Here is a 23,484-nt window from a genome sequence, read left to right as displayed (position 1 = left end):
GGAATCCGCGGTTTTCCAAGGATTTCGGTACGGAAACCAGCACACTTCATCACTAGCCGTGCATCAGGCTAGCCATCCGAAGAGGATGGACAAGAACACGAAGGATCTACCGTGGCAGACGAAAACAACACCAACACCCCGGAAGACGGCGGGTCGAGCAATGACGACCAGCTCAACGGGCTGGACAACAACCACGAGCCGTTGAGCCCGCAGGAAGCCGACAACACCGATTACGGCCTGGTGAAAGGCCAGCGCGTCCAACCGATTGATTTGCAGCAGGAAATGCGCGAATCCTACCTCGCCTACGCACTGTCCGTCATCGTGGAACGTGCGTTGCCGGACGTGCGTGACGGTATGAAGCCGGTCCACCGTCGCGTCATCTACGCGATGTACGACGGCGGATACCGCCCGGATCGCGGCTACAACAAGTGCTCCCGCGTCGTCGGCGACGTTATGGGTAAATACCACCCGCACGGCGACGCCGCCATCTACGACACGCTCGTGCGTATGGCCCAGCCGTGGTCCATGCGCTATCCGCTTGTGGACGGTCAGGGCAACTTCGGCTCCCCGGGCGACGACCCGGCGGCCGCCATGCGTTACACCGAATGCCGTATGGCCCCGCTCGCCATGGAAATGGTGCGCGACATCGACAAGGACACCGTCGATTTCGTGCCCAACTACGACGGCAAGACTCAAGAGCCGACCGTGCTCCCGAGCCGTTTCCCGAACCTGTTGGTCAATGGTTCCGCCGGCATCGCCGTCGGCATGGCCACCAACATCCCGCCGCACAACCTGCGCGAGGTGGCGGACGGCGTGCACTGGGCGCTCGACCACCCGGAAGCGAGCCGCGAAGAACTGCTCAACGCGCTCATCGAACGGATCAAGGGACCGGACTTCCCGACTGGCGCGACTATTCTCGGCCACAAGGGCATCGAACAGGCGTACCGCACCGGCCGTGGCCTGATCACCATGCGTGCCGTGGTCAACACTGAGGAAATCAACGGGCGTATGTGCCTGGTGGTCACCGAACTGCCATATCAGGTCAACCCGGACCGTCTGGTCGTCTCCATCCGCGAGGCGGTGCGCGACGGCAAAATCCAAGGCATCGCCGACATGCGAGACGAGACTTCGGGCCGTACCGGCCAGCGTCTGGTGCTCGTGCTCAAGCGCGATGCTGTCCCCAAGGTCGTGCTCAACAACCTGTACAAGCATTCCCAGCTGCAGCAGACCTTCGGTGCCAATATGCTCGCCCTGGTTGACGGCGTGCCGCGCACGCTCAGCCTGGATGCGTTCATCCGTCACTGGGTCTCCCATCAGCTCGACGTCGTCGAACGCCGTACCCGGTATTTGAAGCGTGAGGCCGAAGAGCGCGACCACATCTTGCAGGGCTATCTCAAGGCCCTCGACATGATCGACGAGGTCATCGCCCTCATCCGTTCCTCCAAGGACGTGGACACCGCCCGTGAAGGCCTTAAAGACCTACTGGACGTCGATGATGTGCAGGCGGACGCGATCCTCGCGATGCAGCTGCGCCGCCTCGCTGCACTCGAACGGCAGAAGATCCTCGACGAACACGAGGAATTGCAGCGCAAGATCGCCGATTACAACGACATCCTCGCCAAGCCGGAGCGCCAGCGTCAGATTGTGGGCGACGAGCTTGACGAAATCGTCGAGAAGTACGGTGACGAACGTCGCACCCGCATCCTGCCGTATTCGGGCGAGATGAACGTCGAAGACCTGATCGCCGAGGAGAACGTGGTCGTAACGGTCACCCATTCCGGCTTCATCAAGCGCACCAAGGCCGACGAATACCGTGCCCAGCACCGCGGCGGCAAGGGCATCAAGGGTACCAAGCTGCGCGAGGACGACGTGGTCGACCACTTCTTCCTCACCAGCACGCACAACTGGCTGCTGTTCTTCACCAATAAGGGTCGCGTCTACCGGCTCAAGGCCTACGAGTTGCCCGAAGGGTCGAGGGATTCCAAGGGCCAGCATGTGGCCAACCTGCTGCAGTTCGCCCCCGACGAGACCATCCAGGCGGTGCTGTCGATTCCGAATTACGAGGTCGCCAAGTATCTGGTGCTTGCCACGCGGTCCGGCAAGGTCAAGAAAACCAGCCTCGCCGAATATGATTCGCCTCGCCAGGGCGGCCTGATTGCAGTGCGATTGGCCGCTGACCCCGAGACCGGGGAGCCGACCGATGAGCTGATCGGCGCCGCGCTGTGCAACCCGGAGGACGACATTATCCTCGTTTCCAAGCACGGTATGAGTCTCAAGTTCCGTGCGGACGACGAGCAGCTGCGTCCGATGGGTCGCCAGACCGCCGGCGTGCAGGGCATGAAGTTCCGTGACGGCGATGAACTGCTGTCCATGGACGTCATCTGGGGTGACAGCGACAAGGATCTGTTCGTGGTCACCAACGAGGGCTTCGCCAAGCGCACGGCCATCAGCGAATATCGTCTGCAAGGCCGTAACGGCTTCGGTGCCAAGGCCTTGCAACTGGCGGAAGGCCGCGGCTCGCTTGTCGGTGCGCTTGTGGTCAGCGAAGACGACCAGGTCATGGCCATCATGAAGTCTGGCAAGGTCATCCGTTCGGATGTGTCCGAAGTCAAGCGGACCGGCCGAACCACGCAGGGCGTGACCTTCGCCAAGCCTGACAAGGGCGACGAAATCCTCGCCATCGCGCGCAACGCCGAGAAGGATGACGACGACGAGAACGACCAGACCGATGCCGATCAGCATGATCAGCACGCGGATGAGGCCGCGGCCGCACAAGGCGCGCAGCAGTGAACTGGCGGCGGGCCGCGTCAAAATACCATGGCGCGGCCCGTCGGATAGTGTGCAGACCTTGCCATCAGAGCGGCAATCGTCCCCGAACACTGGTAGGTTCACTAATCAGGCGAAGGCAGTCGGAACGTCCAAGGAGAAACAATGAGCGAATACGTCGACGGCGAGGGGCGCCGCGAACCACGCGTAGGCAGGACCGTCTCGAACCAGCCGATCAGTACCGGCAACGAGGCACCGATGCCGTCTGCGGCGCGTGCCGCGGCTGCGAACAAGCGTCGGCACCATACGCCGCGCGCACGGCGTATGAGCCTGTCCCTGACACGAGTGGACGCTTGGTCGGTGGCCAAGGTTACTTTCCTGCTCAGTGTGGCCGGGGGCATCATTCAGATTGTGGCGGCGGCGCTGTTGTGGCTGGTGCTGAACATGGCGGGCGTGTTCGACCAAGTCACGCAGATCGTCTCTTCGACAGGCCTTGATTCCAGCGGATTCAACCTCGCCGACGTGCTCTCGCTGAGCACGGTGCTGAGCACGGTGACCATCCTCGCCATCATCGGCGTGGTGCTGTTCACTCTGCTGGTGACGATTTTCGCGCTGCTGTATAACGTGGTCAGCTCGCTTGTCGGCGGCGTCCACGTGACTTTGGGTGACGACTGACAGCCATTCCCATATCCATGGTCTTTTCAGCCGATCAGGGGCGGTTCCGGTACTCCGGGCTGCCCCTGATCGTATATGCGGCCTAGGGTAATGCGGTATTGGGTGCAATGGTTTGTCGGTTTGTCGGGCATTTCCGAGCCAAAGGTATTGCCGGAAACATTCCGTCAGGTGATGTATGCGCTGGCATGTGCGACCGGACGGAAGGCGCGGAAGAATGGCGGAATCCTTTGGTATCTGTTGGTTTGTGTATGTCTGGGCATGCGCAGCATCGTGTCGGCGGAGCGTATGGTCTGTGGGGTGCCTGTTTCTGACGCTCGGCGTATGTCCTGGCATACGCAACTGACATCACCTTGGTGCCATGGCGGTCCTGATCGCGTTCGCGATGGCGGGGAAAACACGGAACGCAGGTTCAATGCCTGACACGCCTACGACCGCAACGTTCCTCGGAACACGTGATTGCTTAAACAGCTGGCGGGACATGCCGACGGCGAACGTCATCGTGCCCTGCGTAAGATGACCGAAGAGCAGGTCATACGAACAAGGAGGCGACCATGTCGGATACCGGACAGCCCCCAGTGTCCAGCATCCCGGATAATGCGGCTGCAACGGGCAACACCTATGCGGCGGTGTTGTCGGACAGTGCATTGGCCGCTCGGACGGCATCATCTCCGATGGCATCATCCTCGAAAGACCCGCAGGCTTCCTACTCCTACGTGGATCCGTGGAAGCCCGATTCCGTGCTCGAAGGGTATCAACAGGCCACCGTCCACCTCGGTGAGGACGCCGAGGGTGAGATTGTAGCAACCTTCGTGCGCAAGGACCCGTCGAAACTCACCTTGCAGGAACGGTGGCGGCGCTGGCATTTCAGCGTGCGCGGCCATCGTCTGGCCATCATGTACGTGCACGGGTGGAACGACTATTTCTACCGCCGGCACGCATCCGAATACTGGGAATCGCTGGGAATCCCCTTCTACGCCGTGGATTTGCGCAAATTCGGGCGATCCTACCGTCCCTACCAGACCCCCGGATATATCGAGGATCTGCACGAATATCGTCTGGAATTCAACGCCTTGCGTGACCAGATCGTCAAAGAACAAGGCAAGGACGTCCGCATTCTGATGATCGCCCACTCCCAAGGCGGACTGAGCGCTTCGTTGTGGGTCAATACCGAACATCCTCACCATGTCGAGGCACTAGCGCTGAATTCCCCTTGGCTTGAATTGCAAGGCAACCGCATGTTCCGCCTGCTGTCCACGCCGGTCGTGCAGATGTATCGGCTGCGCGGCGGCAAAACCGTGATGCCGATGCGCGACCCGGGATTCTATGCCCGGTGCATCAAACGGTCGACCGGAGGCGAATGGGACTATCTTGACCACCCGCTCAATCCGGGTGTTGAATTTCTCACGCGGGCAGGCTGGATGCAGGCAATCTACAACGGGCAGGACGAGATTGCGAAGAATCTTGACATCCAGATCCCGGTCCTTGTATGTACTTCGGACAAGTCAATGATGCTGCAATCCACATGGGATGAAGGCATGCGCGAAGCCGACAGTGTGCTGGACATTACTGCGATCCGTCAGGCAGCGCTGCATCTGGGCGATGTGGTCGCGCTGGCGACGATTCGCGGAGGTTTGCATGATTTGAGCATGTCCAAGCCGGATGCGCGGCGCAAGTATTTCCGCATCGTCACCATGTGGGCGTCGATGATGGCGTGGCGGCGTGTCATTCCCACCAAATGGGTGGATGAAGCCTTGGCAAAATTCTGATCTCTTCACCAGCCTCGCTCGTCGGCATGCTCTCAGGAATCGCCGTGCCGCTTGAAAGATATCCCCCAGCCTTTGCGCTAGTGTTGTTGCACGATGAGTATCGTAACCCTGTACGCCAAGACCTTCGGCACACCGCTGCTGATTGCGCTGCTGCTCTGGCCGTTCATTTCAGCGTTCCTGACCCTGCCGATTCTGGCGCTGCTCTACCATCACGAGCACCGTCTGCGGCTCGCCTCGACCATCGGCTCGTATCTGAGCGTGCTGTACGTGGTCGGTCTGCTCACCTTCACGCAGTACCCGATGCCGGACGAACCTGACCGGTATTGCGCCACACACCATCTTTCGCCGCAGCTCAACCCGCTTGAATTCATTCAGGACGTCGCCACCGGCGGAGTATCGGCGGTGATGCAGCTGCTGCTCAACATCGTGCTGTTCATGCCGCTCGGATTCCTGCTTATGCGGTTCCTGCGGCGCAATATCGGCCATACCGTCATCGTCGGTTTTCTGCTGTCACTGGCAATCGAATTGACACAGCTGAGTGGATTTTGGGGTATCTACCCATGCTCGTATCGGCAATTCGATGTCGATGACCTGCTGACCAATACCTTGGGCGCTCTCGTCGGGTACGGCATCGCGAAGCTGTGCGACCGGCGGTGGCCGCCAAAACCGGTTGACCAGACGGAAATCAACCACCGGCCCGGCATTGTGCACCGCGGGGTGACCTTCGCAATCGATATGATTATGGTGATCTTGGGATACTACCCGTTGGGCATTATTGTCGTCTGGCTGTTCCACGCCATCGCCAAGCCGCTGCCCGACGGGACGTTCCAGCTGGCAAGTGTCGTCATCCACGTCGAATCGTTGAACACCATAGTCACCGTGCTCGGCATGGCATCATTCCTGATATTCGAATTGTGGATTCCGGCGACGCACCGCGGGCAGACACTCGGAGGCATGTTCACCCACATGAGTATGGAAACCCGTGAACGCCACGGATGGCAACGGGTATTGTTCTATGCGATCCGTACGACGATTATCGGCGGATGGTTCTTGCTCACGCTGCTGCAGAAGGACACACACAGTGGGTTGCTGGTCTTCGTTGTCGCGGTGTTCGCGCTGATATTCAAGCAGATGCCTTGGGATTACGCGCCGGGTAACGCCGAATCGGGGCGTGTGGGTACTGATGGCGATGATGCTGACAATGCCGGCCGGGTCAATGATGCTGATGGTGCGCAGACACTCCACGCGGTCCACAATCGCCAGAATGACGGACAAATCGGCGATACATCAACATTCTTCGAGCGGTAATCCCCTGTTGTCTCCACGGGAAATCTCAGTGGAGACAACAGGGGAAGGGACATCAGAAGATGCCCTGTGCGACCATGGCGTTCGCGACTTTGACGAAGCCGGCGGCGTTCGCGCCCAGCATCAGGTCGCCCTCACGGCCGTATTCCTTCGCGGCGTCGAGGGAGTTCGCCACGATATCCTCCATGATTTGCTTGAGCTTGGCATCGACCTCGTCGAAGGTCCAGCTCAGCCGATACGAGTTCTGACTCATCTCCAAGCCGGAAACGGCCACACCGCCCGCATTGGCGGCCTTTGCAGGGCCGTACAGCAGCTTCGCGCCCCGATACACGGCGATCGCCTCCGGCGTGCTGGGCATGTTCGCGCCTTCGCACACAACCGTGCAGCCGTTGTCCACCAACGTGCGGGCAGATTCGCCGTCAATCTCGTTCTGTGTGGCGCACGGCAGCGCGATATCGCACGGGACAGTCCACACGTCACGGCAGCCCTCACGGTATTCGGAACCGGGCATGCGCTCGGCATATTCCTTGATACGGCCGCGGTGACCGAGTTTGATGTCCTTGACCACATCGAGGTCAATGCCCTTGGGGTCGTAGACATAGCCGTTGGAATCGGAGCAGGTGACGACCTTCGCGCCCAGACGCTGCGCCTTCTCAATCGCGAAGATCGCTACATTCCCGGAACCAGAGACGACTACGGTCTTGCCTAGGAAGGAATCGTTACGCAGCACGCGCAGCGCCTCCTGCGTGTAGTAGCACAGGCCGTAGCCGGTCGCTTCGGTGCGTGCCAGCGAACCGCCGAATTCCAAGCCTTTGCCGGTGAGCACGCCGGAATATTCGTCGCGGATGCGCTTGTACTGGCCGAACAGATAGCCGATTTCGCGGGCACCGACATTGATATCGCCGGCCGGAACATCGGTGAACTGACCGATATGACGCTGCAGCTCGGTCATGAACGCCTGGCAGAAGCGCATCACCTCGCCATCGGAACGGCCCTTCGGATCGAAATCGGAACCGCCCTTGCCGCCGCCCATCGGCAGGCCGGTCAGGGAGTTCTTAAGAATCTGCTCGAAGCCGAGGAATTTGATGACAGACTCGTTGACCGTCGGGTGGAAGCGTAGACCGCCCTTGTACGGGCCGATTGCGGAGTTGAACTGCACACGGTAGCCGCGGTTCACCTGGACACGACCTTCATCATCCGTCCATGCGACGCGGAACTTCACCACACGCTCCGGCTCGACGAACCGTTCCAGCACACCGTTGCGCTCATATTCCGGATGCTTGGCGACAACCGGCTCCAGGCTTTCAAACACCTCTCGAACGGCCTGCAGGAACTCAGGCTGGTCACCGTCGCGGCGTTCCACTTGCGCATACACGCGCTTGACATACTCTTCAGTGAGCATAGCTCTCCCCTCATTGGTCGGGTTATTGATAAGATGGTTTTATTTTAAGCGCGGGTGCATGGGCCGGCAAGACCGTGGATGCTGTTTTCCGCCCCTTGGACAGGCGACAGACGACGATTCCGGCGTGGCTACAAGGTAAATCGGGATTTCTCAGGCGTGTCGCGATGTCGATTCATGGATACCGAACGGTACGATACCAAGCAGAGCTGTTTGAGCCCCACGTCGACTGCATCTTCCTTGGCGGACGCCGACGGCGTGCCACCTGTCGAATAGGCATGTTCAACGCCTGTCGACGGACAATCACCAATAGTTGGTCAGTATGGCCTTCAATCGACAATGACAATCAGCAATCATATGAATCGAGAACAAGAATGATAGACGGATTCAAGAAATTCATCGCACGCGGCGACATGATCGACATGGCTGTCGGCGTGGTGATGGGCGCCGCGGTCACCGCTGTGGTGAATTCCATTGTGAACAACCTGATCAACCCGCTCATCGCCATGATCTTCGGAAAGCCGAATATGGACGGGCTGCTCGCGTTCACCTTCAATGGCGCGACCGTGTCCTTCGGCGCGATTCTCAGCGCGGTGCTGAACTTCCTGATTGTGGCGGCGGCTGTGTACTTCTGCATTTTGGTGCCGATCAATAAGCTGCGGGATATGTCCGAGGCATTGATTGCCAAGGCCAAGGGTGAGGAAGACGCCAAGGTCAAGGAAGAGCAAGAAAAGAAGCTGAGCAGAGAGGAAGAGACCGTGCTGTTGCTGCGCGAAATCCGCGACCAGCTTGCCAAGCAGGGTGACGACAACACCTCTGACATGCCATCTGGCGTGCGCTGACACCCGAGACCTGGGAGCCGACCCTCCCAAACTGGTTACGCCTGTGTACCCGTTTGTGTAGCTGGTTTGTGGGGGTAGGCGGCAGGTGTACTGGAACTGTCGTCCCCGCCTGTCTCTGCCGACGCTGAAAGCCTTGTCAGCGTCGGCAGAAGGTTGGGGGTTCGATAGGCGGCGGTTGTGCGTAGCTAGTTTCTGGGATGGAAGACGCGGGAAATATGATAAACCCCCGGAACTCTGCCGAATTCAGGGTTCCGGAGGTTTGCTGTGGAGCTAGCCGGGTTCGAACCGGCGACCCTCTGCTTGCAAAGCAGATGCGCTACCAGCTGCGCTATAGCCCCATGTGAAAAAAAGAGCGGCTCACGAGCCGCTTGATTTTTCGACGTGGGCCCGGGAGGACTTGAACCTCCGACCTCATCCTTATCAGGGATGCGCTCTAACCACCTGAGCTACGGGCCCGATCCGTACGCTAAAAGCGCACAAGCAGATATAGTACCATATTTGAGACTTCCGTCAACCCATGGGTATCCGGCGTGTCGTTGTATGCGGAATGCGGTACTGCTCGCACTTCTTCGGTGTCGACTACGCTGATGGGCATGTGTGGACGATTCGCCGCGGAGCTTGATTACCCAGAGATTGCGCAGATACTGCACGCGCAACCATCCGCCGGATTGCCCGGGAAATCATGGAATGTCAGTCCCACGCAGACCATCGCCGTCATCGGGCAGGACGCGCATGGGGTCAATCATCTCGCATCCGCCTACTGGTCACTCATTCCGCCCACCGCCGAATCGAAGAAACTCCCCTACCCCACGTTCAACGCCCGCATTGAATCAGCGCTCGACAGACCGACCTTCGCGCAGGCCGCGCGGCATAATCGCGCGATCATCCCCGTATCCGGCTACTACGAGTGGACGGCGGAACGCAAACCCTACTACTTCCACGCCAAAGACAACCGGCCGTTGCTACTGCTGGGGCTATACTCCTGGTGGCTGTCGCGGGAACGGGCGAATGCCACTTGGCTGCTCACCGCAACCATTTTGACGCGCGACTCGGTCGGTATCGCCGCCCAGATCCACGACCGGATGCCGGTGCTCTGCGATCCGCAACACGCACAGAAATGGCTCAATCGCAGCGTTTCCGGAGATAAGATTCTCCCCGAGGCATCCGCGTATGGGGCCCGGCTGTCGCAGTCATTGCTCGCAAGTCACGAGGTCGCGCCATTGCATGGCGATGGGCCGGAACTCACCGAGCCGTATGATGAGATGATGCTGCGCTTCTGATAGCCGGGCCATAGCGTCCACCGGCTCTGTGGCCGCATACAGGGAACAGAAAGGACCATGCCGTGACCTACCGACGCCGCACATCAAGACGCGTCACTTCGACGGACATCATAGATATCGGCGGGATGACGGTCACGGTGATCCGCAAGCCGATTCGCAACATGTATCTGCGCGTCCAGCCGCCGAACGGCGACATCCGGGTGATGGCGCCCACGCGGATATCCACGGAGGTCATCGAGACGTTCGTCAGCACACGCAAGACGTGGATTCGCGCCCAGCAACGCAAAATCCAGCGGATGCAACGCGATACGATGCGGCTTGTCGGTGGGGCGACGGGCGAGGAACACCCGGAAAGCCAATCGCAGCACCTGAACGATCAGGCGGGAAGACAACCAAGCGTGAGTGAGCAGGATTCATCCGGAATCGGTAGTCGCGATACCGGCAACCGCAACATCGGTAGCCGTGACTCCGTGACCGTGTGGACTGCCGATGTACAGCGACGTGCCCGCCAATCGCTCGAATGGCAGCTCCCGGCGCTGCTGGACCATTGGACGCGTGTGATTGGGCGCTCGCCGACACGGATCACCTTCCGCATCATGCGGTCGCGATGGGGATCATGTACCCCGGCGACAGGGCGGATTCGGCTCAATCTTCAGTTGGGACTCATGGAACCACGGTTCCTTGAGTATGTGCTGGTTCATGAGATGACCCACCTGTGGGCGGGCGGCCACGGGCCACGGTTCCAGCAGTTGATGGACCGGTTCCTGCCTGGCTGGCGTGATCTGCGCCGTGAACTCAACCGTTACGCCGTGCTGTGATGTCGGCGATTGCCTGAGGTGGTGTTCTCCGGACCGGTCGTTCTCGAAATGGTCAGTGGGCCGCCGTATCGCTGTCGTGCGATTCGCCGGTATCCGACGCGGCCTTTCCGCTATCTGCGATATCCACATGGCCGGGCGAGCCGCTTTTGCGTACGTCGATGGTCTCAATCCGCCGCCCGTCGACTTTTGTGACGATCATGTCGTAGCCATCATCGGAGTGCAGAACATCACCCACAGCGCCCATTTTTCCGGTGTGCGCGAGGAAATACCCGGCGACCGTCTCATACGGGCCGTCTTCAAGTTCGATACCGGTCAGATCGGCGAAATCCTCAATGGTCATTCCACCGTCAATCGTCGCCACGCCGTTGACGAACGCGGTGTCCGGCGCGGTCTTGCCGTCCTTGGTTTCCGGCAGATCATATTCATCGTGGATATCGCCGACCAGCTCCTCGGTCATATCCTCGAGGGTCACGATGCCGTCCGTACCGCCGTATTCATCAATGACCACAGCGAGGTGGATACCGCTCTTGCGCAGCAGCTCAAGGCTGGGCAGCAGCTTCGACGTACCCGGCAGAGAGATGCCTTCACGGGTGATATCCGCCACGGTTTTCGCATGCGGGTCGCGCACATCCAGCAGGTCGCGCACGTGCACGAAGCCAAGCACGTCGTCGAAATCCTTGCCGGTGACCGGGTAACGCGAATACGGCATTTCGCGCACGTAGGCGGCGGCATCCTCGATGGTCATATCGCCCTCGAGGAAGATGACATCGGCGCGCGGCCGCATCACCTCGGCCACAATCGTTTCGGAGGCGTCGAACACATCGTCCAGGATTGTGCGCTCGTCCTTGCCAAGCCGCGTATTGGTGTTGACCAGCACGCGCAGCTCCTCATCGGAAACCTCGCTTTCCGTCTCGTTCGGGTCGAAGCCAAGCAGACGGACCAGACCGTTGGTATTCTTACCGATCAACCAGATAATCGGCTTGCAGATCTTGGCGAACACGTCAATCGCCGGCACGACCGCGCGGGCGATCTGCTCAGTGCGCTGCATGGCGATGCGTTTCGGCACCATTTCAGAGATGACGATCGAGCAGTACGAAATAATCAGCGTCAACACGATAGTGGTCACCGGAGCGGCGATATGTTGCGGAATGCCCCAGCTGACCACAACAGGCACGATCATCGGGGAAATCGCCGATTCGCCGAACGATGCCGACAGAAATCCGGATAGGGTGACGCCGAGCTGCACAGTGGACAGGAAGGTGTTCGGATCGCGTGCGATGCGCGCGACACGTGCTCCTCGTGCGTCCTCCTGCTCCATCTGGTCGAGCTGCGAACCGCGCAGGCTCACCAGAGCCAGCTCGGTGCCCGAGAACACCGCCCCGAGTACGAGGAAGATGAAAATCAGCAGGACGTTCAACCACAATGACGACATACTTCCACTGTAGAAGAAGCGCCGGTCAAGGTGCGGGCCGCCTGGGGGTGACGCCAGAGTGGGGATTGGCGAGCGTGGCGGCCCACGCTATTCAGAAGCTCAGGACCTCCACGAGGCCGGTATCCATGCAATAGCGTGCGCCGATAAGCACGAGGCGTTCATCCGCCAGGGCCTGCCGGATTGGCTGCGAACGGTCCGCCAGCTCTTCGATGGTGTGGGCGATATGCATGCGCTCAATATCGGCAGGGTCGCGCAATTGCGTCTCATACGCCTGTAATACCGACGGGCCGACCGACCGCACGATCGGCGACTGCGCTTCAATGACCAGGCGTTCCAAGGATGCTTCCAGTCGGTCTTGCGCGGCCTGCGCGGCTTGTGCATCATCCATCGCTTCGATGTCATCGATGATGGAAGCCAGCGATTGTGCGGTTTCGGGCGAATCATCGCCGTGTCTCACGCGTGACGCCAGTACTCCAAGCTGTTTTTCCGCGGCTTGGACGGCACCGCAGTTCTGGTGCCCGAGGATCACAAGTAGGCTGACGTGCAAGCTTTCGACGGCGTATTCCAGCGATGCGAGCACGCCGTCGTCGATGATTTGCCCTGCGGTGCGAACGGTGAACATGTCGCCGAGACCGGCATCGAAGATGATCTCCGGTGGTACGCGAGAATCAGAGCAGGACAGCACGGCGGCGTCGGGGCGCTGGGAATCGATGAGGGATTCGCGGGTTTCGCGGTCCTGCCAGGCGTGTGTCATCTTGCCTTGGGCGAAACGCCGGTTGCCGGCCAGCAGACGGCTCCACGTGGAGGTTGCGGTCGGTTCGTGTTGGGTGTCGTCGTCATTGAATGTCTGGTCTGCCATGTGGCCTCCTGCCTGTGATGTGCGTTGTCATCGTATCGCGGATTGCGCTATGCCGTGGGCTGAGCGGGTGTCGGTCAGGTGTGTCGTGGTCACGGAGAATACTGAATGAACCGGTTCATACGCGGTGATGGTGTCGATATCGTCGACAACGAATGTCAGACGATGATTTACGGAAAGGTACGTGGTGGATATGGGGCAGATTGTGATGGGCATTGCGATTGTACTGCTGGTCGTCGGAGTGGTGATGTTCATTGTCGCGGCGCCGATGAAAGAGAACACGAAAAGTGTGCGTCTGACGGTGATATCCACGGTGTTGAGCCTTGCGGGCATCATTGCGGTCATTGTCGCCGCGAATATGATGTAGCATCCAACCGGCAGTATCGTGGAAATCACACATATGTCAATGTGATGATTACCACAGGTGAATTCCCGCATTTCCCGCCTGCGATGGGCTAGCATGGGAACCACGCGGGGTCGGAGCCTCCGGGCCCGTGCATAAGGCGGGCCGTGCGCGAAGCCCGCCGGAATCGAACAACGAGACGACGAGGTGCACCATGACACTACTGCAACACGAACTCACCGACTTCACTGTTCAGGCGTTCCAGAACAACGATTTCCATGAAGTGACCAAGGCTGATGTGCTCGGTCACTGGTCGCTGTTCTTCTTCTATCCGGCTGATTTCACCTTCGTATGCCCGACCGAGCTTGAAGACCTCGCGGACCATTACGAGGAGTTCAAGAAGATCGGCTGCGAAATCTACTCCGTCTCCCATGACACGCACTTTGTGCACAAGGCATGGCATGACGCGAACGAGAAGATCGCGAAGATCCAGTATCCGATGCTCGCTGATCCGACGGCGCTGCTCGCCCGCGACCTCGACACCTACAACGAGGAGCTGGGCCAGGCCGAACGCGGCGACTTCATCATCAACCCGGAAGGCAAGGTTGTGGCCTATGAGGTTATTTCCTCCAACGTCGGCCGCAACGCCGAAGAGCTGCTGCGTCGCGTGCAGGCGTCCCAGTTCGTCTACGAGCACGGCGACCAGGTCTGCCCGGCCAAGTGGGAGCCCGGTGAGGCGACCATCGCGCCGTCGCTGGATCTCGTCGGCGAGCTGTGACCTTCGGCTGATTGGCTGAAACGGTTTTCATTCCCTATCACGGATGCCGTCACCGTTCGCAGCACACCGCAATCAGTGAAGGTTGTGGCCGCGTTGGGTGGCGGCATCCGTCATGTGAACCCGTAATCGTTGCGATGACGAGGAGCCGACAATGCAACAGCAAGATGATTTGTATGATGTCGTGGTGATCGGCGGCGGCCCGGCGGGCCTGACCGCAGGACTATATCTGGCGCGTGCGCGATACCGCGTATTGATCTTGGAAAAGGCGGATTTCGGTGGGCAGATCACCATCACGTCCGAAGTAGTCAACTATCCGGGTGTCGAACGCACCGATGGCCGCAAACTCACCGCGACCATGCGCAAGCAGGCGCAGAATTTCGGGGCGGAATTCAAAGTCGCCGAGGCGACAGGACTGGACGTGGATGGCGATATCAAGGTCGTGCACACCAATCGCGGTGATATCCGCTGCTTCGGCATTCTCATCGCCACCGGAGCCTCCCCACGCAAAATCGGTTTCACCGGCGAACAGGAGTATGCGGGCCGAGGCGTGGCCTACTGCGCCACCTGTGATGGTGAATTCTTCAACGGACGTGAAGTCATCGTGGTCGGCGGCGGATTCGCGGCGGCCGAGGAATCGGTGTTCCTGACGAAATACGCCAGCAAAGTCACCATTCTTGTGCGCGAAGGCGATTTCACTTGCGATGCCGCCGTTGCCGCCGAAGCCAAGAACCACCCGAAGATCGAGGTGCGATACCATACGCAGCTTGACGGGGTCGCAGCCGGTTCCGGCGGGCTGACCGAAGCGACGTTGCGCGATACGCGCACCGGTGAGACGAGCGTGTGGAAGCCGGCTGATGGCGGTACTTTCGGCGTGTTCGTGTTCGCTGGCTATGTGCCGCAGACCGAACTGGTCCGTGGCGTGGTGGAACTTGACGACCACGGGTATGTGGTCACGCACGGTTATCTGGAGACTTCGGTCCCCGGAGTGTATGCGGCCGGCGATTTGCGCGTCAAGAATCTGCGCCAGGTGGTCACGGCGACCGCGGATGGCGCCATCGCCGCCGTTGAACTGGAACGGTATGCCAAGCACCTCAGTGAGAAAACCGGGTTGGTGCCGCCGCGCCCGACCACATCCACCTACGAGCAGCAGGAAGCCAAGGCCGCGAAGGCCGCCAGCGCATCGGGCACGTCCCCGGCACCGGCGCCGCAGCGTCCCGGTGCTGCTTCTGCCGCGCCGACCGGTGGCAATCATGCATTCTTCGATGATGCGATTCGCCAGCAGCTTGCGGTCGTGTTCTCGCGGATGGCGCGTCCGCTGGTATTGAAGCTTGAGCTTGACGATTCCCCGCTGTCCAAGGAATTGCAGGCGTTCATCGGCGAGATGACCTCGCTGAGCGACGGCAAGTTGAGCACGGTGGTCGATACGGCTCCGGCGACCGGCGGCGATGTCTCGCTAGATGATCCGCTGCCGGATGCGCGGCCGAATGTGCGGTTGTGCACGATCGGCGCTAACGGTGAACCGCAGGAAACCGGCATTGCCTTCCATGGCGTTCCGAGCGGGCACGAGTTCAACTCCTTCGTACTCGCACTGTACAATGTGGCCGGTCCGGGGCAGGCACTCGACCAGGACACCGCCGAACGGATCGCCTCGATTGGCCAGCCGGTCGATGTCATGCTCCTCGTCTCCCTCACCTGCACGATGTGCCCGGAAACCGTGCTCGCGACCCAGCGCATCGCCGCGGCGAACCCGAAGGTGCGGGCGGAAGCTTACGATATTGCGCACTTCCCCGAGCTCAAGGACAAGTTCAACGTGATGAGCGTGCCGTGCATGGTCATCACCCGGCCCGGTGCTGACGCCGCATCCGAAGCGCAGCAGACCATCGAATTCGGTAAGAAGTCGGTCCCGCAGATGCTTGATTTGCTGGGAGCCTGATTTCTTTCGTGCGGCTGTTGGGCCGGCATCGTACCCGTTTGGAATCGCGCCCGTCGTGTGGGTATCGTCCCGTGCGACGGGCGCTTGCTTTTCCGGCAGTTGCTGATGGGGGCGAGAGCGTGGGAGTTTTGGATGGATTTGTGGGGGGGCGGTGGTGATCTCCCGGGAGTTTGGCTGTGATGGCCGGGTTCGGCGATATTGTGCCAAGGAAATCGTTGATATACCAATGCGACTCGAATCGGCCCGATGGGAGATTATGGCCTGAATCGCGCATGTTGCGAGAAGTCCCGCGCAAATGCGGGAGAACTCGCTGCCATCGGCGGATAACATGCAACCTCCCGGAGGATGGGGTGGACAGGTGTCGGGCGAGAATCGAATCCTCATACCCGCAAACTCCCCGTAGGGTCAGCATCAGCTCGGATGGGGCGGGGATGCGGGAGTTCTGGGTGATTTGTGGGGGATTTCCCGGGAGTTTTGGGCGGACTCGTGGGGCGGTGGTGATCTCCCGGCAGGCGGGCCTGGACGATGACATTCCCGAGTAGTCCAATGCTGATGAGTGAAGTCATATCGTCATGACATGTGATGAGTTGAGTATGTCATCGCGTGCTGAGCGGACCACGTTCGCAGTATCGTCTTCGAATCGTTGCGGTATCTGACAGGTTGTGTATGCCATCGCATGCGCAGTGAGGCGGATTGTGCGCTCGGAGACCGAATCGGTGGCGTAGCTTGCGGGCTGGGTATGTCTGGATATACGCAACGTGCGCTTCCGGTTCATTGTTACCGGATCGCCAAGGTATCTGACGGATTGCGTATGCCGGTGCATGCGCAACGTGACTATTCGTGGCCAACGTCACTTGATAGTCAAGGCATGTGACGGATCGCGTATGTCGTCAGATACGCAGCGGGTGATTTCCCGGTCGTCGTTGCCGAAGCATCAGGGCAACTGGCATGTTGTGTATGTCGTCAGATACGCGGCGCAACATTTCCTGATGATTCGCTCGAATCGTCATGGGCTGTGATGAGTTGTGTATGCCGGCGCAGACAAGTCGCGCAGAGGTGTCTCGCATGTCTCCCAAAACGCGAGAAGGCCCCGCACCCCGCAGGGTACGAGACCTTCCCGTTGCATTGGTCGGAAATCGGAATCAGCCCGTGTTCTGCAGGCCTGCAGCGACACCCGAAACGGTGCACAGGATAAGGTAGATGAACTCCGCCTGTTGGCTTTGGCTGAGTTCTTCCTTGTCCACCTTGCGACGCAGCGAACGCAGCGCCAGCACCTGGGTGACGGAGAGCGCGTCCACATACGGGGAACGCACCCTGATGGCCTGGCCGAGCACATGACGGTGCTGCAGCGGCCAAGCGTCACCGACAATGCGCAGCACCCACTTGCGGGTCAGACGCATCTCGTCGAGCACCTTGTCGCGCAGGTCGTCGCGATCGCCGAGAGCCAGATACATCTTTGCGATGCGCTCATCGGTCTTCGCGATCGACATCTCGATGTTGTCGATGAACGTGGAGAACAGCGGCCACTCCTCATACGCCTTGCGCAGCGTATCCAGGTCGCCGAACTTCTCACACGCCGTGCCCAGACCGTACCATGCAGCCAGGTTGATGCGCGCCTGAGACCAGGCGAACACCCACGGGATGGTACGCAGATCGTCGAGCGACTTGGCGCCCAGACCGCGCTTGGCAGGACGGGAGCCGATCGGCAGCAGACCCACCTCGGCAAGCGGGGTGACGGTCGAGAACCATTCAGCGAAGTCCGGTGTATGCAGCAGATCCAGGAAGCGCTCGTGCGATGCCTTGCTGAGTGCGTCGGCCATCGGCTTGTACTTCGCGGTCATCTCTGTGTTGATCTTGTCGATGCTCGGAGCGGACTGCAACAGCGTTGCCGCGGCGACGGACTCGATGTGGCGCAGGCCGAGCACCGGGTTGCCGTAGCGGGCGAAGATGACCTCGCCCTGCTCGGTGAGTTTGAACCGGCAGTCGACTGAGCCGGCAGGCTGTGCGAGCACCGCACGGTTGGCCGGGCCACCGCCACGGCCGACAGCGCCGCCACGACCGTGGAACAGCGTCAAATCGATGTCGTGTTCCTTGGCCCACGTGGCGATACGACCCTCAGTCTCATGCAGCGCGAGGATTGATGTGGTCGGGCCGGCGTCCTTGGAAGAATCCGAGTAGCCGAGCATGACTTCCATCTTGCCGCCGGTAGCCTTCAGACGGGCCTGTACCTCCGGGATCTTAATGATCTCGTCGAGCACGTCCACCGAGTTCTCGAGATCCTCAAGCTGTTCGAACAGCGGGATTACATCGATGGTCGGCACGTCCTCCGGATGGGCGAAGGCGAGACGGTTGAGCTCGTACACATCACGCACGTTCTGCGCGGACTTCGTGAAGGAGATGATGTAGCGGCGGGCGGCCTTGATACCGTTGCGCTTCTGAATAGAACCCAGCGCGCGGAAGGTGTCGAGCACCTCGTGCGTCATCGGCTGCAGCTCGCCACGCTCGCCATGCAGACCATGCTCGCGGATGTCCTCGAGCGCGCGGGAATGCACGATGGAATGCTGACGGAACTCCATCTCAACCATGTGGAAGCCGAAGGTTTCGGCCTGCCAAATGAGATCCTGCAACGGGCCGTAGGCTGCGCGCGGATCGCCGGCTGCTGCGAGCGAACGCTGCACAATCTTTAAATCCGCGATGAAATCATCGCAGGACTTGTACATGAGATCGGCGTCGCGCTCGATGGTGTAGTGCAGACGATCGGCCATCACCAGCATGACGGCGCGATGCATTTCCTTGGTGGAAATCAGCGCGGCCTTGGACGTGAGCCGTTCGCTCATTTCCTTCTGGTGGTTCCACAGGTTCTTCAGCTCGGCGCTGGGCGGCGTGGTGCCGGATTCCATGGTGAGGTTACGGCCAACGGTGCGGCAGGCCTCTTCAAGAGCGGCAATTACATGGTCGCTGAACTTGCGTGCGACCTGGCGGCTGACCTTCGCAGTGACGTTCGGGTTGCCATCACGGTCGGAGCCAATCCAGCTGCCCGGATGGAAGAACGCGGGGCACACCGGCGGGACGAGACCCGCCTTGTCGCCGAGGATCCAATCGTCGAAACGACGGTAGACGAGCGGAATCGTGTGGAACAGCGTGTTGTCGAAGATATCGAGGATGGTGTCGGCCTCTTCGACAGGTGTCGGCTTCTTCAGCGCAATCGGCGAGGTGCGGAACAGCGCGTCGATCTCGTTGTACAGACGACGGTAGCTTTCCTTCTTGTCGGAGCCGCCGAGCATCTTGCTGCTTTCCAGCAGCTGGGCGATGCGGCGGATCTTGCCTTCGACGGCCTTGCGGCGTGCCTCAGTCGGATGCGCGGTGAACACGGGGTGGAACTCGAGTTTGTTGAGCAGTTCCTTCGCCTTCGCCGGGCCCATTTCAACAATGAGCTTGTGATAGGCATTGGTCATCTCATTGACCGGGTCGACCGCCTCGTCATCGCTGACTGCCGCTTCGCGCTGATGCAGCACGGATACGCGGTAATTCTCTTCGCACAGGTTCGCCAGATGGAAGTAGGTGGTGAACGCGCGCGCGAGCAGCTGCGCATCATGCAGATTCATCGCGTCGATGGTTCCGACCGCCTTGTCCAGCTCACGCTGCCCCTCACTCGGGTCGGTGTGAACACTGGTGGAATGCTCGGCGCTGGCGTCGGCCACATATTGGCGGACGGTATCGAATGTCTCGAGCAGTTTGGGATTGAATTCGCCAAGCACTTCGCGCACGATCTGCAGACACAAATCCATGTCGTGCTTCAGCGAATCAGGGAGAGCACACTCTTCCGGGCCTTTGGTGCCCGTGCCGGACGTCACAATACCGGCGTCGGCTGGCGTGATTTGCTGATTTTCTGTTGTCATTGAACCTCCTTTTCCAAACCTTCGGTTGTTCGGTCTGCCGGTCTTCCGTGGCTCCTCCACGGTTGTGGTGCCGGCCGTTGCGAACCCAAAGCCGTCGGTTCAGCGGTTGCAGTGGCATTATACGGTCATGTTTTCGACGGGCGTGTAACATGTCCGAAATCTGTCCGCAGATTGACCGAATGGTGGACAGGATGGTGAATCGGCTGTTTTCCGGGCATTCTGCCGATGCTGCGGATCGCACGGGGTACGGCTTGCGATAGTAATGGAACCGTGACTTCACAACAGCCTTCACAGCATCCTTCACAACGAGAACATCAGGGAACCGGACTGCGGGACAACGCGCAGACAGGCGGCGTCGAAAATGCCGCGGCTGCGGTGAAGAAATACCATACGCATTCCATTCCACTCGACATGGAGGATATCGAGCGTGACTGGGACAAGCCGATCACCGAGGCTGGAATCGCGGCGAAAGCCAGTGTGATTGTGCGCGTCGGCATGCTGGATTTGGGGGCGGGCACCGGCAGCTTCCGTGTGCGCGAAATGATGCACCGCATCGCGTACCCGTTGGGTGCGCATGTGCGCGCCGACGTGAATCTGACCGATATCGAAGCGGCCTGCACGGACGGCCACGACCGGATCACCGAAGTGGTGGACCTGCCTACCACCGGTGTCAATACCGAGCGAATCTGGCTACTTGAGCATTTCGCTGACTGGTTCAACGTCAATCTCGGCACCGGATCGATGTATCACAGCCGCACCGAAGTGTCCGAAGGCTTGATGCAGCATCTCGATCAGCGTGATGCCTCCCAGGTGTCCGCCGACCTGTCCAAGCAGCTGCGCAAAGAACGCAAGGGAATCAAGGAAAACATGGGCAGTGAGGCCCAGCGCGAATTGTGGAATCAGGCGGCCGAAGCCGATGACGACCCGGTGCTCGACGCGCTCGAACACGCCGAGCAGGCCCGTCCTGGCACCCAGGACACCCAGACGGCGACGCCGCTGGATATGCGGGGTATCGACCGAGCGGAACGTGAACAGGGTGGCCAGACGGGGCGCGAGGCCGAATATCGCGCCGAACGCGGACAGAACGCGCAGTCCCGCGGTGAGCGTTGCGATGATGCCCGGGAGCGCCGAATTGCGCGGCGGCTCGAACGCACCCAGCGCCCCCCGAAAGGCGAGTACGCAAGTCATTTCGACCATGTTGGCCAACGTCCCGAGCATCGGCGCGGAGTCACTGTACGGCAGGCGCATGAACGGCTTGACATGATCGAACATCGCAAACCCTTGTATTCCCCGGCGTTTGCAGGTCTCGCCTCGGCGTGCGCATGCGCGGCCTTCGTGTTCCTGCTTGGCGGCGGCCCGTATGACATGATCGGCGCTTTCGTAGGCGCAGGGCTTGGCCATTGGCTTCGTCGGCGGATGTTCGTCCACCATCTCAACCAGTTCTTCGTGACCTTCGTGTGCGTGAGCGTGGCGGCGCTGGCCTGCACGGGTATGCTGCGTCTAATCGGCTTGTTCGACCCCGTTGCCTTGCAGCATGACACTGCGTATATCGGGGCGATGCTGTTCGTCATTCCGGGCTTCCCGATGATCACGGGCGGACTGGATATGGCGAAGATCGACTTCCCGTCAGGCATCCAACGAGTGGCATACGTGCTGTGCATCGTGCTGATCGCCACACTCGCCGGCTGGATGGTCGCCTCGATTGTGCATCTCAACCCGCAGGGATTCGAGCCCTTGGGTCTCAACCCGGTGATTGAGTGCCTGCTGCGCATGGTGTTCGCGTTCATTGGCGTGTGGGGCTTCTCCGTGATGTTCAACTCCCCGCAGCGTATGTGCCTGGTCGCAGCCGTGATCGGCATGATCACCGATACGCTGCGTCTGGAAATCGTGGATATGGGTGTGCCCGCCGAAGCCGGTGCGTTCATCGGCGCGCTGCTTGCCGGGCTGCTCGCCTCCGCGTGGCGGTCGTCGGTCCGGCGCGGATTGCTGCCGCCGCACTTGGGGTATCCGCGCATCTGTTTGACCGTGCCGTCCATTGTGATCATGGTGCCCGGTATGTATATGTATCGCGCGATGTTCTACCTTGGGGCTTTCGACACGCTACATGCGTTGGACTGGGCGTTCCGTGCGTTCATGGTGATCATCTGCCTGCCGATCGGGCTGGTGATGGCTCGCGTACTCACTGACAAGAGCTGGCGGTACGACGTGTGAGGCGTATTCGCGTTGAGCTCTCAGTCTCGCGATGCTGTGATTTTGATCTCGTGATTTTGATGTCGTGATTTCTCGGACATGACGCCCCGAAAACGGAGATATCGGGAAGAATCTCTCAATATCTCGCACGTTTTGCCTTTGGACGCGAGTTTTTCAGATGTCGGCATTGGAAGTCGGCAATAGGCTGCGGGCGAGCGGCGTGCGGGTGGGCAATGGGGAAACGCGGCCGATAAGGACAATCTCCCACATCCGAAAAAGAAACCCCGGTGGGGGATGCCACCGGGGAGGAGAGAAAGGAGAGAGAAGAAGAAAAAGGGGTTGAATTATCGGGAACTGGTGTTCCTGATCAGCTGTTTGCTGACATGTTCTATGAGAACTCACGATGCTGTGGGCAACTCGATGTTTTCCTGAAAGTATTCTGCCAAGACTGTGCTGAAGTCGTGATAGCGCGTGAGCGGATCCGGCAACCGATGGCCGCGCCGCCGCGTACACTGGAATACAGTGAATCCGTGGCCGCACCCGCAAGCCGGCGGCCGCAATGAGAGCATCGTACTTGCCAAGGAGAATCTCATGCTGCTGTCCGACCGTGACATCCTCGCCGCACAGGCCGACGGTCATATCTCGCTCGACCCGTGGACGCCCGAGATGGTGCAGCCCGCTTCCATCGACGTGCGTTTGGATCGTTTCTTCCGCCTGTTCAACAACCACGCCTACACCTATGTCGACCCGGCTGAAAACCAAGGTGCGCTGACCGAACAGTTCGAAGTCCAGCCCGACGAGCCGTGGATCCTGCACCCCGGCGAATTCGCGCTCGCCTCCACATGGGAGTATGTGAAGCTCGACCCAACCATCGCCGCCCGTCTGGAAGGCAAGAGCTCGCTCGGCCGTCTGGGTATCCTCACCCATTCCACCGCAGGTTTCATCGATCCCGGTTTCGAAGGGCATATCACGCTTGAGCTGTCGAATGTGAGCACCTTGCCGGTCAAACTGTGGCCGGGCATGAAAATCGGCCAGATGTGCTTCTTCCAGCTGAGCTCCCCCGCCGAACACCCATACGGGTCGAAGGGTACCGGCTCGCATTATCAAGGACAGCGCGGGCCGACTCCGTCGCGTTCGTATATCAACTTCTACCGCGCGAAAGTCGACGACTGAGCCCCGGCAGTCCCCGCATCCCTCACGTG

At 60.1% G+C, this 23,484-nt stretch carries 17 protein-coding genes and 2 tRNA genes; 13 read left to right on the top strand and 6 right to left on the bottom strand.

Going from position 1 to position 23,484, the window contains the following annotated elements; all coding sequences use genetic code 11:
- Positions 1 to 111 precede the first annotated feature (111 nt).
- The 4 genes from gyrA to K315_RS0103745 all read left to right on the top strand — a co-directional run bounded on the left by gyrA (position 112) and on the right by K315_RS0103745 (position 6,515).
- Positions 112 to 2,790 (top strand): DNA gyrase subunit A, encoded by a 2,679-nt coding sequence (gene gyrA, locus K315_RS0103760; RefSeq protein ID WP_029576252.1) that lies wholly within the window; start codon positions 112 to 114, stop codon positions 2,788 to 2,790.
- Positions 2,791 to 2,931: 141 nt separating this feature from the next.
- Positions 2,932 to 3,441, top strand: coding sequence for a DUF3566 domain-containing protein (locus K315_RS0103755; RefSeq protein WP_029576251.1), 510 nt, complete (start codon positions 2,932 to 2,934; stop codon positions 3,439 to 3,441).
- A gap of 551 nt (positions 3,442 to 3,992) precedes the next feature.
- Positions 3,993 to 5,207: an alpha/beta hydrolase gene (locus K315_RS0103750; protein WP_029576250.1), complete on the top strand. Its 1,215-nt coding sequence runs from the start codon at positions 3,993 to 3,995 to the stop codon at positions 5,205 to 5,207.
- A 93-nt stretch (positions 5,208 to 5,300) separates the two neighbouring features.
- The gene (locus K315_RS0103745) at positions 5,301 to 6,515 is read left to right on the top strand and encodes a VanZ family protein (RefSeq protein WP_044085926.1); all 1,215 of its coding nucleotides are present in this window, start codon (positions 5,301 to 5,303) and stop codon (positions 6,513 to 6,515) included.
- Between the two features lie 52 nt (positions 6,516 to 6,567).
- Here the strand turns inward: K315_RS0103745 and gdhA are convergent, their stop codons facing one another.
- Positions 6,568 to 7,914, bottom strand: a complete 1,347-nt coding sequence (gene gdhA, locus K315_RS0103740; protein ID WP_029576248.1) for an NADP-specific glutamate dehydrogenase — start codon at positions 7,912 to 7,914, stop codon at positions 6,568 to 6,570.
- A 371-nt stretch (positions 7,915 to 8,285) separates the two neighbouring features.
- On the opposite strand from gdhA, the gene mscL reads away from it, so the two are divergent.
- The gene (gene mscL / locus K315_RS0103735; protein ID WP_029576247.1) at positions 8,286 to 8,753 is read left to right on the top strand and encodes a large conductance mechanosensitive channel protein MscL; all 468 of its coding nucleotides are present in this window, start codon (positions 8,286 to 8,288) and stop codon (positions 8,751 to 8,753) included.
- A 265-nt stretch (positions 8,754 to 9,018) separates the two neighbouring features.
- Here the strand turns inward: mscL and K315_RS0103730 are convergent.
- Both K315_RS0103730 and K315_RS0103725 read right to left on the bottom strand, forming a co-directional pair.
- Positions 9,019 to 9,091, bottom strand: a tRNA-Ala gene (locus K315_RS0103730).
- A gap of 44 nt (positions 9,092 to 9,135) precedes the next feature.
- Positions 9,136 to 9,209: transfer RNA gene (locus K315_RS0103725), tRNA-Ile, on the bottom strand.
- A gap of 74 nt (positions 9,210 to 9,283) precedes the next feature.
- On the opposite strand from K315_RS0103725, the gene K315_RS0103720 reads away from it, so the two are divergent.
- Both K315_RS0103720 and K315_RS0103715 read left to right on the top strand, forming a co-directional pair.
- Complete coding sequence (locus K315_RS0103720) at positions 9,284 to 10,033, top strand: SOS response-associated peptidase (protein WP_244874292.1); 750 nt, start codon at positions 9,284 to 9,286, stop codon at positions 10,031 to 10,033.
- Between the two features lie 62 nt (positions 10,034 to 10,095).
- A complete protein-coding gene (locus K315_RS0103715; protein WP_052316542.1) occupies positions 10,096 to 10,851 on the top strand; it encodes a M48 family metallopeptidase in 756 nt (251 codons plus the stop codon).
- A 52-nt stretch (positions 10,852 to 10,903) separates the two neighbouring features.
- On the opposite strand, the gene K315_RS0103710 is transcribed toward K315_RS0103715, so the two are convergent.
- Together K315_RS0103710 and K315_RS0103705 are read right to left on the bottom strand one after the other, a co-directional pair.
- Entirely contained in the window at positions 10,904 to 12,283 is a 1,380-nt protein-coding gene (locus K315_RS0103710; RefSeq protein ID WP_029576244.1) for a hemolysin family protein, read from the bottom strand.
- A gap of 91 nt (positions 12,284 to 12,374) precedes the next feature.
- Positions 12,375 to 13,142: a carbonic anhydrase gene (locus K315_RS0103705; RefSeq protein WP_033520805.1), complete on the bottom strand. Its 768-nt coding sequence runs from the start codon at positions 13,140 to 13,142 to the stop codon at positions 12,375 to 12,377.
- 190 nt (positions 13,143 to 13,332) lie between these two features.
- Between K315_RS0103705 and K315_RS10370 the strand changes: the two genes are divergently transcribed.
- From K315_RS10370 to K315_RS10845, 4 genes are all read left to right on the top strand, one after another.
- Entirely contained in the window at positions 13,333 to 13,506 is a 174-nt protein-coding gene (locus tag K315_RS10370; RefSeq protein WP_155804615.1) for a hypothetical protein, read from the top strand.
- Positions 13,507 to 13,696: 190 nt separating this feature from the next.
- Positions 13,697 to 14,260 (top strand): alkyl hydroperoxide reductase subunit C, encoded by a 564-nt coding sequence (gene ahpC, locus K315_RS0103695; protein ID WP_029576242.1) that lies wholly within the window; start codon positions 13,697 to 13,699, stop codon positions 14,258 to 14,260.
- Positions 14,261 to 14,411: 151 nt separating this feature from the next.
- The gene (locus K315_RS0103690; protein ID WP_029576241.1) at positions 14,412 to 16,193 is read left to right on the top strand and encodes an FAD-dependent oxidoreductase; all 1,782 of its coding nucleotides are present in this window, start codon (positions 14,412 to 14,414) and stop codon (positions 16,191 to 16,193) included.
- 884 nt (positions 16,194 to 17,077) lie between these two features.
- Positions 17,078 to 17,212 carry a hypothetical protein gene (locus K315_RS10845; RefSeq protein WP_274518218.1) on the top strand — a complete coding sequence of 45 codons (135 nt, stop codon included), beginning with the start codon at positions 17,078 to 17,080 and terminating at the stop codon, positions 17,210 to 17,212.
- A gap of 123 nt (positions 17,213 to 17,335) precedes the next feature.
- Here the strand turns inward: K315_RS10845 and K315_RS0103680 are convergent, their stop codons facing one another.
- Complete coding sequence (locus tag K315_RS0103680) at positions 17,336 to 20,092, bottom strand: phosphoenolpyruvate carboxylase (protein WP_029576240.1); 2,757 nt, start codon at positions 20,090 to 20,092, stop codon at positions 17,336 to 17,338.
- Positions 20,093 to 20,503: 411 nt separating this feature from the next.
- Here K315_RS0103680 and K315_RS0103675 point away from each other — a divergent pair, with 411 nt between their 5' ends.
- Both K315_RS0103675 and dcd read left to right on the top strand, forming a co-directional pair.
- Positions 20,504 to 22,303 carry a threonine/serine exporter family protein gene (locus K315_RS0103675; protein WP_238556475.1) on the top strand — a complete coding sequence of 600 codons (1,800 nt, stop codon included), beginning with the start codon at positions 20,504 to 20,506 and terminating at the stop codon, positions 22,301 to 22,303.
- 570 nt (positions 22,304 to 22,873) lie between these two features.
- Complete coding sequence (gene dcd, locus K315_RS0103670) at positions 22,874 to 23,455, top strand: dCTP deaminase (protein ID WP_015449560.1); 582 nt, start codon at positions 22,874 to 22,876, stop codon at positions 23,453 to 23,455.
- The last annotated feature ends 29 nt before the right edge of the window (positions 23,456 to 23,484 follow it).

The organism is Bifidobacterium thermacidophilum subsp. thermacidophilum DSM 15837 (assembly GCF_000426425.1).
In the GTDB taxonomy this organism is placed as follows: Bacteria; Actinomycetota; Actinomycetes; order Actinomycetales; family Bifidobacteriaceae; genus Bifidobacterium; species Bifidobacterium thermacidophilum.
Note: the sequence above shows the minus strand (reverse complement) of the source record. Positions and strands in the feature narration are given on the sequence as shown.

Coding starts and splice junctions, on each gene's coding strand:
- K315_RS0103755 (WP_029576251.1), top strand. CDS start 2,932: ATGAGCGAATACGTCGACGGCGAGGGGCGCCGCGAACCACGCGTAGGC.
- gdhA (WP_029576248.1), bottom strand. CDS start 7,914: ATGCTCACTGAAGAGTATGTCAAGCGCGTGTATGCGCAAGTGGAACGC.
- dcd (WP_015449560.1), top strand. CDS start 22,874: ATGCTGCTGTCCGACCGTGACATCCTCGCCGCACAGGCCGACGGTCAT.
- mscL (WP_029576247.1), top strand. CDS start 8,286: ATGATAGACGGATTCAAGAAATTCATCGCACGCGGCGACATGATCGAC.
- ahpC (WP_029576242.1), top strand. CDS start 13,697: ATGACACTACTGCAACACGAACTCACCGACTTCACTGTTCAGGCGTTC.
- K315_RS0103710 (WP_029576244.1), bottom strand. CDS start 12,283: ATGTCGTCATTGTGGTTGAACGTCCTGCTGATTTTCATCTTCCTCGTA.
- K315_RS0103675 (WP_238556475.1), top strand. CDS start 20,504: ATGGAGGATATCGAGCGTGACTGGGACAAGCCGATCACCGAGGCTGGA.
- K315_RS10370 (WP_155804615.1), top strand. CDS start 13,333: ATGGGGCAGATTGTGATGGGCATTGCGATTGTACTGCTGGTCGTCGGA.
- K315_RS0103690 (WP_029576241.1), top strand. CDS start 14,412: ATGCAACAGCAAGATGATTTGTATGATGTCGTGGTGATCGGCGGCGGC.
- K315_RS10845 (WP_274518218.1), top strand. CDS start 17,078: ATGTCGTCAGATACGCAGCGGGTGATTTCCCGGTCGTCGTTGCCGAAG.
- K315_RS0103745 (WP_044085926.1), top strand. CDS start 5,301: ATGAGTATCGTAACCCTGTACGCCAAGACCTTCGGCACACCGCTGCTG.
- K315_RS0103705 (WP_033520805.1), bottom strand. CDS start 13,142: ATGGCAGACCAGACATTCAATGACGACGACACCCAACACGAACCGACC.
- K315_RS0103750 (WP_029576250.1), top strand. CDS start 3,993: ATGTCGGATACCGGACAGCCCCCAGTGTCCAGCATCCCGGATAATGCG.
- K315_RS0103680 (WP_029576240.1), bottom strand. CDS start 20,092: ATGACAACAGAAAATCAGCAAATCACGCCAGCCGACGCCGGTATTGTG.